Source organism: Pseudomonas lijiangensis (assembly GCF_018968705.1).
Lineage (GTDB): Bacteria > Pseudomonadota > Gammaproteobacteria > Pseudomonadales > Pseudomonadaceae > Aquipseudomonas > Aquipseudomonas lijiangensis.
In genome coordinates, this window is record NZ_CP076668.1 from 2797329 (window position 1) to 2812907 (window position 15579).

Genomic DNA, 15579 nt, shown 5'->3' on the forward strand with positions numbered 1-15579 from the left:
ATTCGTCGCGGTCTGCTTTTCTCTGGTTTCCTGTGTCGAGTTCTCCATGAAAGATCCCTTGGTCAGTACCCGTGGGCTGGGCAAGTCGTTTGGTTCGAGCCGGGTCTTGCAGGGGATCGATCTTGATCTTTATCCCGGTGAGGTCGTGGCCTTGCTGGGAGCCAATGGTGCTGGCAAGTCCACTCTGGTAAAGATCCTCTCCGGCAGCCATGGCCATGATGCGGGCGAGTTGCAGGTCGGGGGCAGGGTATGTGCTTTTGCTTCACCTCATGAGGCGCGTCGCGCTGGCATCGTTGCCGTTCACCAGCAGGTTGACGAGGCGGTGGTGCTGGGTTTCAGCGTGGCCGAGAATCTGGTGCTGGATGAACTGTGTCAGCCACAAGGTTCCATCTGGAGCAGGCGGCGAAGTCTGCATGAGCGGGCGGCACAGATTGCCGCTGGTCTGGATTTGCATCTGCCGCTGGATTCCACCATCGAAAGCCTCGGCACGGCTGAACGGCAACTGGTGGTGCTGGCTCGTGCGCTTGCCCTCAAACCCCGATTGCTGGTGCTGGATGAGCCCACGGCTTCGTTGTCAGCGACCGAGGCCGAGCGTCTGTTCGCGTTGATCGACGTCCTGCGCGAGCGTGGCGTCTGCATTCTCTATATTTCTCATCGTCTCTCAGACCTTCAGCGCATTGCCGACCGGGCAATCGTGTTGCGCGACGGGCGCCTGGCAGGCGAGTTCGCAGCTCCGCTGGATCTTGCCGCTGCCGTGCAGGCCATGCTTGGCAGTGAGCTGGCGCCGGTAGTTCATCAGCAGACAGAACAAGGCCGTGAAGTCCTGCGGGTGCGTGGTTGCCGACTCACTGAATCCAGCGCGACGTTCGATTTCAACCTGCACGAAGGCGAAGTGGTCGCCATGACCGGCTTGCTGGGCGCGGGTAAAAGCGAGATCGCTGAACTCTTCTACGGCCTGCGCAAGGCTGTTGCAGGTGTCATGGAACTGGATGCTCGGCCCTGGGCACCGAAGTCGCCACGGGAGGCCATTGCGGGTGGGGTGTTCATGGCCAGTGAGGATCGCGTACGTGGTTCGCTGGTGCCGGGCTTTTCACTGAGCCGGACCCTGACCCTGCCTTTTTTGCAGCGGTTCAGCCGTGGCGGCTTCATTGATGCTGGCGCAGAGCGTGCGGCAGTGCAGGCGCAGGTTCAGGCCCTTGGCATCAAGTGCTCAGGCCCTGATGTGCCGATGGAGACGCTTTCCGGCGGCAATCAACAGAAAGTGGTGCTGGCCCGCTGGTTGCTGGGCAATGGTCGACTGCTGATTCTCGACGAGCCGTTTCAAGGCGTTGATATCCGCGCTCGCCGGGAGATTGGTGCGCGGATTCGGGACAGTGCCGGTCATCGCGCCACGCTGGTGATCTGCTCCGATCCCGACGAAGCACTGGAAATTGCCGACCGGATTCTGGTGATCCGTAACGCCAGTGTCGTCGCCGACTGTCCCCGTGCCGGTCTGCAGCGGGAGCGACTGGTGGCGCACATGGCGGGCGTAGCGCCGCAACCCTCTATCAACCCTTTGCATCGCCAAGGAGCCACGCTTGCCTGAGTCGATTTCTTCAAACGCCCTGAAGCCAAGGCCATGGGAGTCATTGCTGCGCTTCACCATCCATTACGGGCTCTTGCTGCTCCTGGCGCTGGTGGTCGTGTTGTTTGCGGTACTGGAACCCGCGTTTCTGCGGGTCGGTAATCTGTTCATCATTTTGCAATCGGTTTCCATCGTGGCGCTGCTGGCCTTGGGAGTGACCCTGAGCATGTCGGTGGGCGGGCTCGACCTGTCAATCGGCGCGGTGGCCGCCATGAGCCTGATGTGCGCCAGCTATGTGATGGTGGTTCTGGACTGGGGACCGTTGCCTGCGATTTTCATCAGTCTGGGCTGCGGGGCGCTTGTGGGTTTGCTCAACGGATTTCTGATCGTGCGCATGGGCATCCCGGATATTCTCGCGACCCTGGGCAGCATGTTTCTGATTATTGGCCTGCAACTGATCCCCACGGGTGGCCGTTCCATTGCGGTAGGCATGACTCTGCCCAACGGCGACGAAGCGTCCGGCAGTTTCAGTGCGGCTTTTCTGGCGATTGGTCGTGCCCGCTTGTGGGACACGGTACCGGTACCGGTACTGGTCATGCTGGTGGTCGCGCTACTGGTCTGGGGCTTTCTTGAACTGACCCGCTTTGGCCGGGTGTTCTACGCCATCGGTGGCAACGAGCGGGCGGCGCGTCTGGCCGGTGCTCCGGTGGAAAAATACAAACTGCTGGCTTATGTGCTGTCGGCATTGCTGGCGTCACTGGGTGGCCTGTTGCTGGCTGCCCGGCTGGGGCGCGGCGATGTCAGTTCCGGCAATGGTCTGGTGCTTGATGCACTGGGGGCAGCACTGATCGGTTTTGCCGTGCTCGGTGCACGCAAACCCAATGCGTTTGGCACGCTGGTGGGCGCACTGCTGGTTGCAACCCTGCTCAACGGCCTGACCATGCTCAATGCACCTTATTACACCCAGGATTTCGTCAAGGGCGCGGTACTGGTCCTGGCGCTGATGTTTACCTTCGGCCTCGCGCAACGGGCGCGCTGAGCCTCACTGTCAGAGAAGGAATACTCGATGCATCGACTCATCACTCGCGGGCTGCGACGCCTGCTTGCGGCCACGCTGGTCGCTTCCCTGGCCACAGGTGCCAGTGCTGCCGGGATTGCCGGTGCGCCTGCGCCGTTCGACAAGGGCGGCGTGAACATCGCGCTGGTGGGTTATCTGTTCTCGGGCGACTTCCCCGAGGCTTACCTGCGCGGTGTGGAAAAACAGTCCGAGGCATTGGGGATCAACCTGCGTCTGTTCGATGCGCGGCAACAGGCGGCGTCGCAGCGGGAGATGCTGGAACAGGCCATCGACCTGGGCGTGGACGGCATCATCGTGCAACTTGGCCTGGCTGAAACCCTCAAGGACACCGTGGCCAAAGCCGTCGCCAAAGGCATCAAGGTGGTCGCCTTCGATATCGATCTGGGCAATCCGCAGGTCACCCAGATCGAACAGGATCACCACCAACTGGCACGTCTGGCTCTGGATCAGGCGCTCAAGGACAACGGCAACGCATTCCAGGCGGGTTATGTGTTCATCGGTGGCTTCACGCCAATGGAGCGCCGCGATGAAATCTGGCGTCAGGTCAAGGCGGACAACCCCGGCATCGTCGAGAAAGCGCGTTTCGGCACGCTCAATCCGCCCATTGCCAACTCGGTGGCGGATCAGGCCAGTGCCGTACTGCGGGCCAACCCTGGTTTGCAGGTGATTTTCGCGCCCTTCGACGAGTTCGCCAAAGGCGCAAAGATTGCGGTCGATGAGGCAGGCCTTGGCAAGCAGATCAAGATCTACAGTGCCGACATTTCCACCGCCGATATCCAGATCATGAAAGAGCCCGGCAGTGCCTGGGCTGCGACGGCTGCGGTAAACCCGGAAGTGGCAGGCGCCATCAGCGTGCGCAGTCTGGCCATGCGTATTGCCGGTGAAGATCCGGGAGCCCGCGTGCTGGTGCCGCCAACCCTGATCACCCGCCAGCAGTTGCTGGACCTGGATGTGAAGAATGTCCGTGATCTGGCGAAGAAAGTGCCAGCGTTCGGTGAAGCGGCAGGTGTTGCGCGTTCGGCCTGGATTCCGTTGGCCAAATAGAATGGATGTTTTTCGCGAATGAATTCGCTCCCACAAGTGTGGGAGCTGGATTTATCCGCGAAAGCCCCATGTAACTGTTGCCTGTCCAACAACTAATGTTGCAAGGGAAACAGTGTTTAAAGCCGATATAACCTAAGTGTTATTGGTTCTTTGGCATTGAATGCCGCCTCGTCTAATGTCCTGTCTTCAAAGGGTTTTATTGGCTCTTTGTGTCTTGTTTGCATTGATCTTGCTACTTGCCCGAATTTAAGAATTACAGCAGAAAGCCGCTGCAACGCTTGCTTGTCGGCAGGTATTTCTGCGCCCCAAAGGAGCCGTTCCATGTATTACCGCTCACGGTCACTGCTGGCTGCCGCTGTGGTGGCGGCAATGACACAACTTCCTGCGCAAGCCGAAGAAACTTCCCCGAGTGCTGATGACGAAACGCGTCTTGGTGCGGTACTGGTGACCGGTACGCGAGGCAAGGCCCGTACCGTACTGGATTCACCCGTGCCGGTGGACGTACTGACCGCCGATGATCTCAAGTCCGCAGGGGCGGGCGGCGGTGAATTGGGGCAGGCATTGCAGACGCTATTGCCGTCATTCAGTTTTCCCCGCCAGTCCAACTCCGGCGGTGCGGACCATGTCAGGGCCGCGCAGTTGCGGGGCATGAGTCCCGATCAGGTGCTGGTTCTGGTGAACGGCAAACGTCGCCATACCTCGGCGCTGGTCAACGACTCCTCCAAGATCGGCCGCGGCACCGCGCCGGTGGACTTCAACTCGATCCCCATCAGTGCCATCAAACGCATCGAAGTGCTGCGTGACGGAGCCGGTGCGCAATATGGCTCTGACGCCATTGCCGGGGTGATCAACATCATCCTCGACGATGCACCCGAGGGGGGCGAGGTTTCGACCACTTATGGCGCCTATCACACGCACCAGGACGCCATCGGCAAGACCACCACGGATGGCCGCAACTCGCTGACGACGGCCAAGATCGGTACACGGCTGGGGGAAGAGGGTGGCTTCATCCGTGGCGGTACCGAATACAAGGATCGTGACCCGACCAACCGGGCCGGTTTCGACGGTTTTGCCGATACACCGGGTCAGCGCAACTATGTGATGGGCGACGGCGTGGCACGGGATATCAATGCCTGGTTCAACAGCGAACTGCCGCTGGGCAACGGCAAGGCCTATTCATTTGGTACTTACAACGAACGGCACACCACGGGGGCGGAGTTTTATCGCTATCCGAGCGAGCAGCCGCAGTTCTATCCCGACGGCTATCTGCCGCAGTCATTGGGTGACAACAAGGATCTTTCGGCCACTGTCGGTTTCAAAGGCCTGATCGGCGAGCAGTGGGACTTCGACAGCAGCCTGACTCACGGCCGCAACCATTTTGAATCCGCGACCCAACGCACCCTCAACGTGGCCCTTGGAGCCGACTCGCCGACCCGCTTCGATACCGGAACCTACGAACTGCGCCAGACCACCGCCAACCTGGATTTCACTCGAGAGCTGCGCCTGGCAGGTCGTCCTTTCGTGCTCGCACTGGGCAGCGAATATCGCTACGAAAATTACCTGACCTATGCAGGTGACGAAGCTTCGTATTTCGGCACCGGAGCCGATGGCGCCAACGGCCTGCGCCCGAGCGAAGAAGTGGACCTGGACCGCAATGTATTCGGCACCTACGCCGAATTGTCCGGCGACCTGACCGACCGGCTGTTTGTCGATGCCGCCACTCGCTGGGAGCGTTATGACGATGCGGGCAGCAAGCTCACTGGCAAACTGAGCGGCCGCTACCGCCTGACCGAACAACTGGCCTTGCGCGGCGCTGTCTCCAACAACTTCCGGGCGCCTTCACTGGCGCAGGTGGGCTTCCAGAACACCACCAGCAATTTCGGCACCGGCGGTACGCTGACCGATATCCGGGTGCTGTCAGTCAACGATCCGATTGCCCGCGCCCTGGGTGCCGAAGATCTGAAACCGGAAACCTCGAAGAACTTCAGCCTCGGCCTGACGGCGCAGTTGAGTGAGCGTTTCGATGCGTCCTTCGATGTGTTCCGCATTGACGTCAAAGACCGTATTACCTTGTCTCAGCGCATCGGCAGTGATGCGCTGGAGCAGTACATCAACGATAACCTCGGTGTCGCCGGGGTTCATGATGTGAACTTCTTTACCAATGCCGCCGACACCCGCACCGACGGCGCCGAACTGGTACTCAACTACCGCCAGCCATGGCTGGACGGGCAACTGGCCCTGACCACGGCTTACACCTGGAACGACACCAAAGTCACCAAGACCAAAGGCACGCCTTCGCAGCTCAGCAACCTGGGCATTGGAAGCGATGCGCTGGTGGGCGTCGAAGAACGCAATACCCTGACCGATGCGGCTCCCAAGGATCGCTTCGTACTTTCCGCCAACTGGGCCAGTCAACACTGGGGCCTGCTCGGTCGCCTGACGCGCCAGGGCAAGACCACCCGGGTATTCGATTTCGGAGATTCCCAACCTGAGCAGACCTATGACGCGGTCTGGCAACTGGATGCCGAGGTGCAATACAAGTTCACGCCAACATTCGATATTGCCCTGGGTGGCAACAACCTGACTGACCAATATCCGGAGCGCTCCAGCTCCGAGATCAACTATGGCGGCAACCTGCCGTATGACGTGTTGTCACCGGTTGGAACCAATGGCGCGTATTACTACGCCAGGGTGACTTACGGATTCTGAAGAGTTGTGACTGGAAACGCCGCCTTCTACGGGCGGCGTTTTTGTTTAAAAGGAAATCTCTGCCGGTTGCGACAAGCGTAAAACCGAAAGATCGCCGGTCACGCGCTTCCAGGCCAGGCGAATGGCCTCGATGTTCTCGCGATTTTTTGCAGTATTTTCGTGGAGAATCACGATCACCCGGGTATTCAGCCGCTCCGGTTGTGTAGCGCCTTTATCCCGCCATTGGCCGTAGGCATCCAGAGTCGTAAAGCCATCGGGGAAACGTGGCGTGACTTCCTTGTCGAGAAACGCCCGCCAGCGCGCCACATTGTCCTGATCCTTCTCGCTGCCCAGCAAACCCAGCGAAAAATACAATTCCGTGCGCAACCATATCGCCTGCGGCGGACGACCGCTATCGCCCTGCAAGGTGGAAGTGCCTGGATCAGTCGTATGAACGGGAAGAGCGGGAGACGCGGAACAACCGACCAGCAGCATAAACAGGCCGGGTAGTAACAGGCGTGGCAACATCAGGTATTCCTGCAGTGGCATCGATAAAGAGGCTCACTATAAGAAGCCGGGCTAATGGTTAGAAATAATAAAAAACCTGTTTCCTGAAGCAAAAAGAATAAGCAGATCCACCCCCCGGTAGGAGCGAATTCATTCGCGAGACGTCATTGAAGGCGATACTTCTTCAACAACAGTTCGCGAATGAATTCGCTCCTACTCTCAATGGGCCTTGATGGCCGACGCAACCGAATCTTCAAAACGCTCCAGAACCATGCCCACTTCCTCTTCGCTGATGGTCAGTGCCGGCAGGAAGCGCAACACGGAGCTGTGGCGTCCTCCGGTTTCGATCATCAGGCCATTCTCGAAGCAATTGAGCTTGATGGCCCTTGCCAGTTGCGAGTGGCCTGGCCCGGTGCGTCCCTTTTCCTTGGGGTGAGTGACTTCGACACCGAGCATCAGACCGCGACCACGCACCTCGGCCAGTGCCGGGTAGCGTTGGGCAATGTCCTTGAGGCCGCTGGCAAGTCTTTCGCCTCGCGCTGCCGCCTGGGCTGCCAGGTTTTGTGATTGCACATGGCGGATAGTTGCAGCACCCGCCACCATTGCAATCTGATTGCCACGGAAAGTACCCGCATGCATGCCGGCGCCCCAGGTATCCAGGTGCTCGGCAAAGACGATCACTGACATCGGATAACCGCCACCAATGGCCTTGGACAGCACCAAAATGTCCGGGACGATTCCGGAGTGTTCAATGGCAAAGGTGCTGCCGGTACGGCCCAGACCAGTCTGTACTTCATCGATGATCAGCAGGATTTCCTGCTCGCGGGTGATCTCGCGCAACTCGCGCAGCCAGTTTGCCGACGCCGCAATGCAGCCGCCTTCGCCCTGAATTACTTCGACGATCACCGCCGCCGGTTTCTGCACGCCACCTTCGGGATCGCTGAGCACCGTGCGGATGTATTCGATAGACAGTTGGTCGGTCTGAGAGCCATCGGTACCGAAGGGGCAGCGCAGTGCATAAGGGAAGGGCAGGAAGTGAGTGCCGGGGTTGACCGCACCCGCGTTGATCTTGGGCTTGAGATTACCCATGGCCGACAGGGCACCTGCGGTCATGCCGTGATAGCCGCCATGAAACGCCATCAGCGGAGTGCGCTGGGTGTAATGACGGGCCAGCTTGATGGCGGCTTCCACAGCGTCCGAGCCGCTGGGGCCGCAGAACAGGATCTTGCTGTTATTGCGCATGGCCGCGGGCAATGTAGAGAACAGCGCCTGCACGAATTCATGCTTGGCCGGTGTGGCCAGGTCCAGGCCCTGTTGCAGTTGATCGGTATCCAGGAATTTCAATACGGCTTCGCGGACAACGGCAGGATTGTGACCCAGTGCAAGAGTGCCGGCATTGGCCAGGCAGTCAAGGTACTCACGTCCCTGGTCATCCTTGAGGCGTGAACCTTTACCGCTGACGAACAGGCGTTGGAATGTGGCCGCGTAAGTCCTTGCGTTGGATTCGACTTTTTTCAGATAGCTCAACTCTTGCATAGTCGGTCACTCGTTTGCCTTGAGAAATGGGATCTCCTGCGAGTCGTCTGGACGCCCGCGTGATGTAGTTGGATTCTGCTGCACAGGTCATGGACCGACAATTTCCCACGGGGCAATGTCCCCGCTTTCCGCGCCAGACAGTCATTGCGTCAAACGCTTCAATAGCGCCGTCAATGCAGCCGAGCGCCTGACCCAACGTCCAGGCATCAAGAGGACGTCATGGATATCTTCAAAACGGCAGCGAAACATTCACTGCCGATACTCATTGCCCTGATCACCAGCGGCTGTGTGATGGGCCCCGATTACCAGCCTCCGGCGGTCAGCATGCCCGCTCAATGGCATGCACCTTTGCCCCATGGTGCCAGCGTCAAGGCGCTGTCCGGCTGGTGGCAGCAATTCAACGACCCGCAACTCGAACGCCTGCTGCAATGGGCCGAGGCCGACAGCCCCACGCTGGATCAGGCCCGGGCGAGCATTCTGCAGGCCCGGGCGACCCTGGCAGTGAGCGATGCCGATGCGTCACCTACGTTGCAAGGCAGCCTGTCGCGCAACCGTACCGGCGAGCGTGAAGGCAGTACGCGACAGTCTTATTCCAGTTCATCGGCGGGTCTTGATGCCGCCTGGGAACTCGACCTCTTCGGCAAATTCCGGCGCAATCGCGAAGCAGCGGCCAATCGTATCCAGGCTCGTGTCGATGACTGGCATGACGCACGGGTATCCCTGGCTGCCGAAGTGGCCGATGACTACGTTCAATATCGAGGTTGTCAGCGCCTGGTCCTGGCCTATCAGGAGCAGCTCGACTCGCAACGCCAGACCGCCGAGCTCACCGGGCTGTCCCTCAGGGCCGGCTTCACTGCACCGGCCGATCTGGTTCTGACCCAGGCGTCGGCAGCCAGCAGCCAGTCGACCCTGATCAATCAGCGCAGCGAATGCGAATTGCTGCTCAAGCAACTGACTCAACTGACCGGCAGTGATGAAAACCGGGTGCGGGAATTGCTGGGCCAGGCCCCGGCAATGTTGCCGTCGCCAGCCCGCCTGGATGTCCATTCCATTCCTGCCGACCTGATCCGCCAACGACCCGACCTGGCTTCGCGAGAGCGCGAACTGGCCGCTGCCAGCGCAGATATCGGCGTTGCCGAAGCACAGCGCTGGCCAAGTCTGAGCCTTTCCGGTTCGTTCGCCGTCGGTACCAGCAATGGTCAATTGCTGCGCAACTGGACGGTCGGACCTTTATTGTCGCTACCGCTGCTCGATGGTGGCCTTGGTCGCGCCACGGTCAAGAGTGCCGAGGCGGCCTATGACTCGGCGCTGGCGGCTTATCGGCAAACCTTGCGCACTTCCGTGGGTGAAGTGGAGCAGGCACTTGTAAGGCTCGATGCCGCACGACGTCGCGAGGCCGATGTGGAGCGGGCGACTCAGGGCTATAGCGAATACTTTCAGGCCGTGGACAAATCCTGGCAGGCCGGTGGCGTGAGCATTCTGGACCGGGAAGTGGCCCGGCGTTCTGCGTTGGATGCCCAGATCGAATTGATCACCTTGCAGCAGGAGCAGGTGCGCTACTGGATTGCACTCTATAAAGCACTGGGTGGCGGATGGCAGGACAGCCCTGAAAACCGGTCAGTTGCGCAGGCTTCGGCAGGAGAGCGATCTTGAGTTCCGGTCGTCGCAAGCTTGTCTGGATAGTGCTGGTACTGGGCATTGTTCTGGCGCTGGTGTGGGTGATGCGCAGTCGCCCGCAAGCCCCGGTCGTCGAGCCGGTGAACAACCTCAGCAGCCTCAGCGTCGAAGTCACCCGTGCGCAGTGGCGTCCCTGGCCTGATGAACTGACGGCAAGCGGCCGTCTCTTGCCGTGGCAGGAGGCGTTGATCAGTGCCGAAACCGGCAGCCTTCGAATCGCGAGTATCAATGCCGATATCGGCGACCGGGTACGCAAGGGGCAGGTGCTGGCCACTCTGGCTCAGGACAGCCTGCTGGCCGAGCAGAGCAGGCAGCAGGCAACCGTCGAGCAGGCCAAGGCCAATCTGCAAAAGGCACAATCCGATGTGCGCCGCGCCGAGGTGGTAGGTGTGACCGGTGTGTTGTCCGCCCAGCAAAGTGAGCAATACCGGATTGCTCTGGCCACTGCCAAGGCCGAGCTTGGCGTTGCGACAGCCGATATGCAGAGCATTCGTATCCGTCTTGGCCAGACCCGGATCGTGGCGGTCGATGATGGCATCATCTCATCGCGTACCGCGTTGCTGGGTAACGTGGTGAATGCCGGGACCGAACTGTTCCGGCTGGTGCGTGAAGGTCGCATCGAGTGGCAGGCCGAGCTGGATGCCCGGCAACTGCTTCAGGTCAAACCTGGGCAGCATGCACAATTGACGCTGCCCGACGGCCAGTCGGTGGCGGGTCAGGTTCGTCTGCTGTCGCCCATTCTCGATAACAACACCGGTCGGGCGTTGGTGTACGTGGCGCTTGAGTCAGGCAGTGCGGCGCGCTCCGGCATGTATGCCAGTGGCCGCATCGAGTTGCCTGCCCGACCTGCGCTGACAGTGCCGGATACTGCCGTGTTTCTGCGCGATGGCCGTTCATGGGTATTCACTGTCGGTGCGGATGAGCGCGTTGCGCAGCGTCAGGTACAGGTCGGGCGTCGCCGGGACAATGCCGTGGAAATCGTCTCCGGGCTGGACGAGCGACAGACTATCGTGCGTTCTGGCGGCGCCTTCCTCAGTGATGGCGTCCATGTAACGCCGGTGACCGCGGGGTCTGTGCAGCCATGACGCTGTCGTCCTTGTCCATCCGCTTTCCGGTCCCGGCACTCATGCTGTTCATTCTGCTGGGTGTGCTGGGGTTCATCGGTCTGCAGAGGCTGGGTATCCAGGATTTTCCTGACCTGGATCTGCCCACGGTCACCATCAGCGCGTCCCTCGAAGGGGCGGCCCCCGAGCAACTGGAAACCGAGGTGGCCCGCAAGCTTGAGGACCGGCTTTCATCGCTGCGCCTGCTCAAGCATGTCACCACGACCATCACTTCCGGCAATGTGCAGATCAATGTCAGCTTCGCCATCGAGAAGGATGGCAACGAAGCCCTCAACGAAGTCCGCAATGTGGTGGACAGCGCCATGGCGGAATTGCCCGCCAGCCTGGAAACTCCCAGCGTCTCGCGGATGACGATTCATGACACGCCGGTTCTGACGTATGTCATCGATGCGCCTGGCATGGACGAAGAGGCGCTGTCCTGGTTTGTCGACAATGAACTGAGCAAGCACCTGCAAGAGGTCAAGGGCGTTGCTCAGGTGTTGCGGGTCGGTGGTGTCGAGCGCGAGGTTCAGGTGGACCTCGATCCGACCATGATGGCCGGGCTGGGGCTGGGTGTCGCCGATGTGGAGACGCAGCTCAAGGCCATGGAGATCGATAACTCCGGCGGGATGGCGGAGCTGGGCGGCGCACGCATGGCGGTGCGCACTCTGGGCGGTATCGAGGACCCGCAGGCACTGGGCGCCGTTGATGTGCCGACGGGCAATGGTCGCTCTTTTGCGCTGCGCCAGTTGGCGACGATTCGCGACCACCATGCCGAGCGCCACTCCCTTGCATTCCTCGACGGCAAGCCGGTGATCGGTGTTCAGGTCATCCGCTCTCTGGGGTTTTCCGATGTCAGCATGGCCAGCGGGATTCGCGAGGCAGTGGCGGACTTCGTGGCCCGACAGCCGGGTATCAGCCTGACTGAAATCAGCGACAGCTCGGCCTCGGTACTGGAGAACTATCACGACTCCATGAATCTGCTGTACGAGGGGATTCTGCTGGCGGTGCTGGTGGTGTGGTGGTTCCTGCGCGATCCACGGGCCATGCTGATCGTTGCAACGGCATTGCCGCTGTCGATCATCCCCACGTTTGGCCTGATGTACTTCGCCGGTTTTACCCTCAATACCGTTTCCTTGCTGGCCCTGGCGTTGATCATCGGGATTCTGGTGGACGATGCGATTGTCGAGGTAGAAAACATCGCCCGGCATCTGCGCATGGGCAAAAGCCCCCGTGAAGCGGCCATGGAGGCGGCGGATGAAATCGGCCTGGCGGTGATCGCCACCACCGTGACTCTGGTGGCGGTGTTTCTGCCGACTGCCTTCATGGGCGGTGTTGCGGGCAAGCTGTTCGTGCAGTTCGGTGTCACGGCTTCGGCGGCGCTGCTGTTTTCGCTGATGGTGGCGCGCCTGCTGACGCCGATGATGGCTGCGGCCTTTCTCAAGCCTGTGGAGCATGTCGAAGAGGATGGCTGGCTGATGCGCCGCTATCTGGTGTGGATTCACCGCAGCCTGGAGTGGCGCAAGACCACCATGGCGCTGGCCGGGTTGTTCTTTGCCGGTTCACTGGCGCTGATCGGCTTCCTGCCCACCAGCTTTCTACCGGCTCAGGACATTGCCCGGTCCACCATTACCCTGGAGCTGCCACCGGGTGCCACTCTTGAACAGACCGCCAGCCTGGCCCGGGATGCCAGCGCCCGACTGAAACCGATCCAGGGTATCCGGCATATCTTTGCCATGGCGGGGACGGCGGGCAGCGATGCGGGAGATGGCGCCACCGTCAACCGGGCGACGCTGACGGTTGAACTGGCTCGACGTCAGGATCGCGAACTCAGCCAGACCGAACTGGAAGCCCGCATGCGCGAGGCCTTGCGTCCGCTGCCGGGGGCTCGTATCAGTGTGGGCGGCGATGGCAATGGCGAAAAACTCGATATCGTCCTGGCCAGTGAAGACGGGGATCTGCTGGAACGGACTGCGCTGGCTCTTGAACCCCAACTGCGTCAACTGAGCGGTGTGGGCAATATTGCTTCCAGTGCCTCGCTGCAGGCTCCGGAAGTCCAGTTCCGGCCCGATTACACAAGGGCTGCGCAACTGGGGGTCACCAGTCAGCAGATTGCCGACACCTTGCGCCTGGCCACCTATGGCAGCTATTCCTCGGCACTGGGCAAGATCAACCTTTCCCAGCGTCAGGTGAATCTCAGGGTGCGTATGAGCCCTGATTTGCGGGGTGATCTCGCACGCATCGGCCAGTTGCGCGTCAATGGCCGGGATGGTCAGGTGGCGCTGGCTTCCCTGGGGGAGCTGAGCACTGGCAGCGGACCGGCACAGATCGATCGGCTGGACCGCCAGCGCTACGTCACGCTGTCGGTCGAACTCAATGGCCGCAGCCTGGGCGAAGTGATGAACCAGGCCCGTCAGTTGCCGGGTCTTGCGCATCTGCCTGCTGGCGTCCGGCTGGTGGAGCAGGGCGAAGTGCAGTTGATGAGCGAGCTGTTTGGCAGCTTCGGCCTGACCATGGCCATCGGTGTGTTCTGCATCTATGCGGTGTTGGTACTGCTGTTTCACGACTTCTTGCAGCCAGCCACCATTCTTTCTGCGCTGCCTCTTTCACTCGGTGGTGCATTGCTGGGGTTGCTGGCGTGCGACCTGAGCTTTTCCCTGTCTTCGGTCATCGGCCTGCTGATGCTCATGGGCATCGTCACCAAGAATTCGATCCTGCTGGTGGACTACGCCATTCTCGCGCGCCGGGATTTCGGCATGAGCCGTTATGACGCGCTGCTCGATGCCTGCCACAAGCGTGCGCGGCCGATTCTGATGACCACCATCGCCATGGGCGCCGGCATGTTGCCGACCGCCATCGGCGTGGGTGCCGATCCGGGATTCAGGCAGCCCATGGCGGTCGTGGTGATCGGCGGACTGCTGACCTCCACCGTGCTCAGCCTGTTGGTGATTCCGGTGATCTTTACCTACGTGGACGACCTGCTGCAGCTCTTCAAGCGGGCAACGAAGGCTTTTCATCATGGCCACTGACCTATCCAGATCCGCTGTTCCAATCAACGCTAAAACCGAATGAGGACCTCAACATGAGTGGTTCAATCTTTCTGACGCTGCTTGCCGTGCTCGCGGTTCCCGGCCCGACCAATTCGCTGTTGTTCCAGACCGGCATGAACCGGGGTTTCAATGCGAAGTCATTGTTGTGGGTGGGGGCGGAGTGGCTGGCCTATATGATCCAGATCACGGCCTGGGGCCTGACCCTGGACCGGGTCGCCCGCGACTATCCCTGGGTGGCGACACTCAGCAAGGCCTTTGCAGTGTGCTTCCTGTTCTATATCGCGATGAAACTCTGGTCCATGGCACGTTCCGGCCAGCACGCCGATGATGCTCCGGGCCTTTCACCGACAGGCCTGTTCGTTGCCACACTGACCAATCCCAAGGGCCTGTTCTTCGCCTCGTTCGTGGCACCTGCCGGTACGTTCCTGAGCAGTGCGGACTACCTGGCATTCATGAGCACCTTTACCGCTGTCGTCCTGCCGGTCGGTTCGTCCTGGGTCATCTTCGGTGCCTGCTTCGGCAGCCGGTTGAGTTCACCGCGTTCGTCGCAACTGTTGAACAAGGGCGTTTCCATGGTGATCGGCCTGTTTGCGACCGGTCTGCTTTACAACCTGGCTTCGCATTCATTTACTGTCTGATTAGTTTTCGCGAACGAATTCGCTCCACGGAATTTCTGTGGGAGCGAATTCATTCGCGAAAAGTGGCCGATATAGTATTCAGGCGTGCAAATAAAAACGATCCTGCAGAAAGAGGATCGGGAAGGTAATAGGAAGTAGGAGTTATTAACTGATTAACGCCAGTAGTGCATTTGTTATTGAATGATATCGCTAGAAGACTGCGGTGTGCGAATCAGTGAGTGGGCGGCGTAGAAACCCAATACTCTTCGGCTTTTGGCGCGGTACTCACAAGCCACCAGGGACGAGGCGGGCAGGGAGTCCGCCGCTCCGGCATTGATTACCTGCATCTTCCTGCCTCCCGAGCGCAGACGTACGTATTCACCGGGTTCGAAGCTGTTCATGTCATCGTCCTTTTTTGCGTGAAACTGCTCAAACATTACTATCACGCTTGTATTCGAGCACCGCCGGGCAAGGTTGTCTGTGGTGAGAAACAGGGACAAGTCCTGCATACTTCTTATTTGTACCTTACGTCCTGTTTCTTGTCCGGGTATCCGGTGACATACATGTACCTGAGCGGCTGATTAAAGTTCCCTCATATCTACCGAAGTCACTGACTATTCGAGACAGAACATATGACGATTTTTGCTGGAAACAAGGCGGTCAAGTGGGTGTTGGATCGGGTGTCCAGTTATTGCGTTATTCAAGGAGTAGCTGC

Annotated in this window: 11 protein-coding genes; 8 read left to right on the plus strand and 3 right to left on the minus strand. The window is 59.9% G+C overall.

The window, feature by feature from the left end; translation table 11 throughout:
- Positions 1–46: 46 nt before the first annotated feature.
- From KQP88_RS12085 to KQP88_RS12100, 4 genes are all read left to right on the plus strand, one after another.
- Positions 47–1585, plus strand: a complete 1539-nt coding sequence (locus tag KQP88_RS12085; protein ID WP_216705819.1) for a sugar ABC transporter ATP-binding protein — start codon at positions 47–49, stop codon at positions 1583–1585.
- Positions 1578–2603 (plus strand): ABC transporter permease, encoded by a 1026-nt coding sequence (locus tag KQP88_RS12090; RefSeq protein WP_216705820.1) that lies wholly within the window; start codon positions 1578–1580, stop codon positions 2601–2603. Before KQP88_RS12085 ends, KQP88_RS12090 begins: the two co-directional genes overlap by 8 nt.
- A 27-nt stretch (positions 2604–2630) precedes the next feature.
- A complete protein-coding gene (locus KQP88_RS12095; protein WP_200992282.1) occupies positions 2631–3686 on the plus strand; it encodes a substrate-binding domain-containing protein in 1056 nt (351 codons plus the stop codon).
- Between the two features lie 321 nt (positions 3687–4007).
- A complete protein-coding gene (locus KQP88_RS12100; protein ID WP_216705821.1) occupies positions 4008–6395 on the plus strand; it encodes a TonB-dependent receptor plug domain-containing protein in 2388 nt (795 codons plus the stop codon).
- A gap of 45 nt (positions 6396–6440) precedes the next feature.
- On the opposite strand, the gene KQP88_RS12105 is transcribed toward KQP88_RS12100, so the two are convergent.
- The gene (locus KQP88_RS12105; protein ID WP_216705822.1) at positions 6441–6902 is read right to left on the minus strand and encodes a DUF3574 domain-containing protein; all 462 of its coding nucleotides are present in this window, start codon (positions 6900–6902) and stop codon (positions 6441–6443) included.
- A 198-nt stretch (positions 6903–7100) separates the two neighbouring features.
- Positions 7101–8417 (minus strand): diaminobutyrate--2-oxoglutarate transaminase family protein, encoded by a 1317-nt coding sequence (locus KQP88_RS12110; RefSeq protein WP_216705823.1) that lies wholly within the window; start codon positions 8415–8417, stop codon positions 7101–7103.
- 219 nt (positions 8418–8636) lie between these two features.
- Between KQP88_RS12110 and KQP88_RS12115 the strand changes: the two genes are divergently transcribed.
- The 4 genes from KQP88_RS12115 (at position 8637) to KQP88_RS12130 (ending at position 14885) form a co-directional block, all read left to right on the plus strand.
- Positions 8637–10070, plus strand: a complete 1434-nt coding sequence (locus KQP88_RS12115; protein ID WP_216705824.1) for an efflux transporter outer membrane subunit — start codon at positions 8637–8639, stop codon at positions 10068–10070.
- 68 nt (positions 10071–10138) lie between these two features.
- A complete protein-coding gene (locus tag KQP88_RS12120) occupies positions 10139–11179 on the plus strand; it encodes an efflux RND transporter periplasmic adaptor subunit (protein WP_216705942.1) in 1041 nt (346 codons plus the stop codon).
- Positions 11176–14226 carry an efflux RND transporter permease subunit gene (locus KQP88_RS12125; protein ID WP_216705825.1) on the plus strand — a complete coding sequence of 1017 codons (3051 nt, stop codon included), beginning with the start codon at positions 11176–11178 and terminating at the stop codon, positions 14224–14226. Before KQP88_RS12120 ends, KQP88_RS12125 begins: the two co-directional genes overlap by 4 nt.
- A 53-nt stretch (positions 14227–14279) precedes the next feature.
- Positions 14280–14885 (plus strand): LysE family translocator, encoded by a 606-nt coding sequence (locus KQP88_RS12130; RefSeq protein WP_216705826.1) that lies wholly within the window; start codon positions 14280–14282, stop codon positions 14883–14885.
- A gap of 173 nt (positions 14886–15058) precedes the next feature.
- On the opposite strand, the gene KQP88_RS12135 is transcribed toward KQP88_RS12130, so the two are convergent.
- Entirely contained in the window at positions 15059–15265 is a 207-nt protein-coding gene (locus tag KQP88_RS12135) for a hypothetical protein (protein WP_200992276.1), read from the minus strand.
- Between the last annotated feature and the right edge of the window lie 314 nt (positions 15266–15579).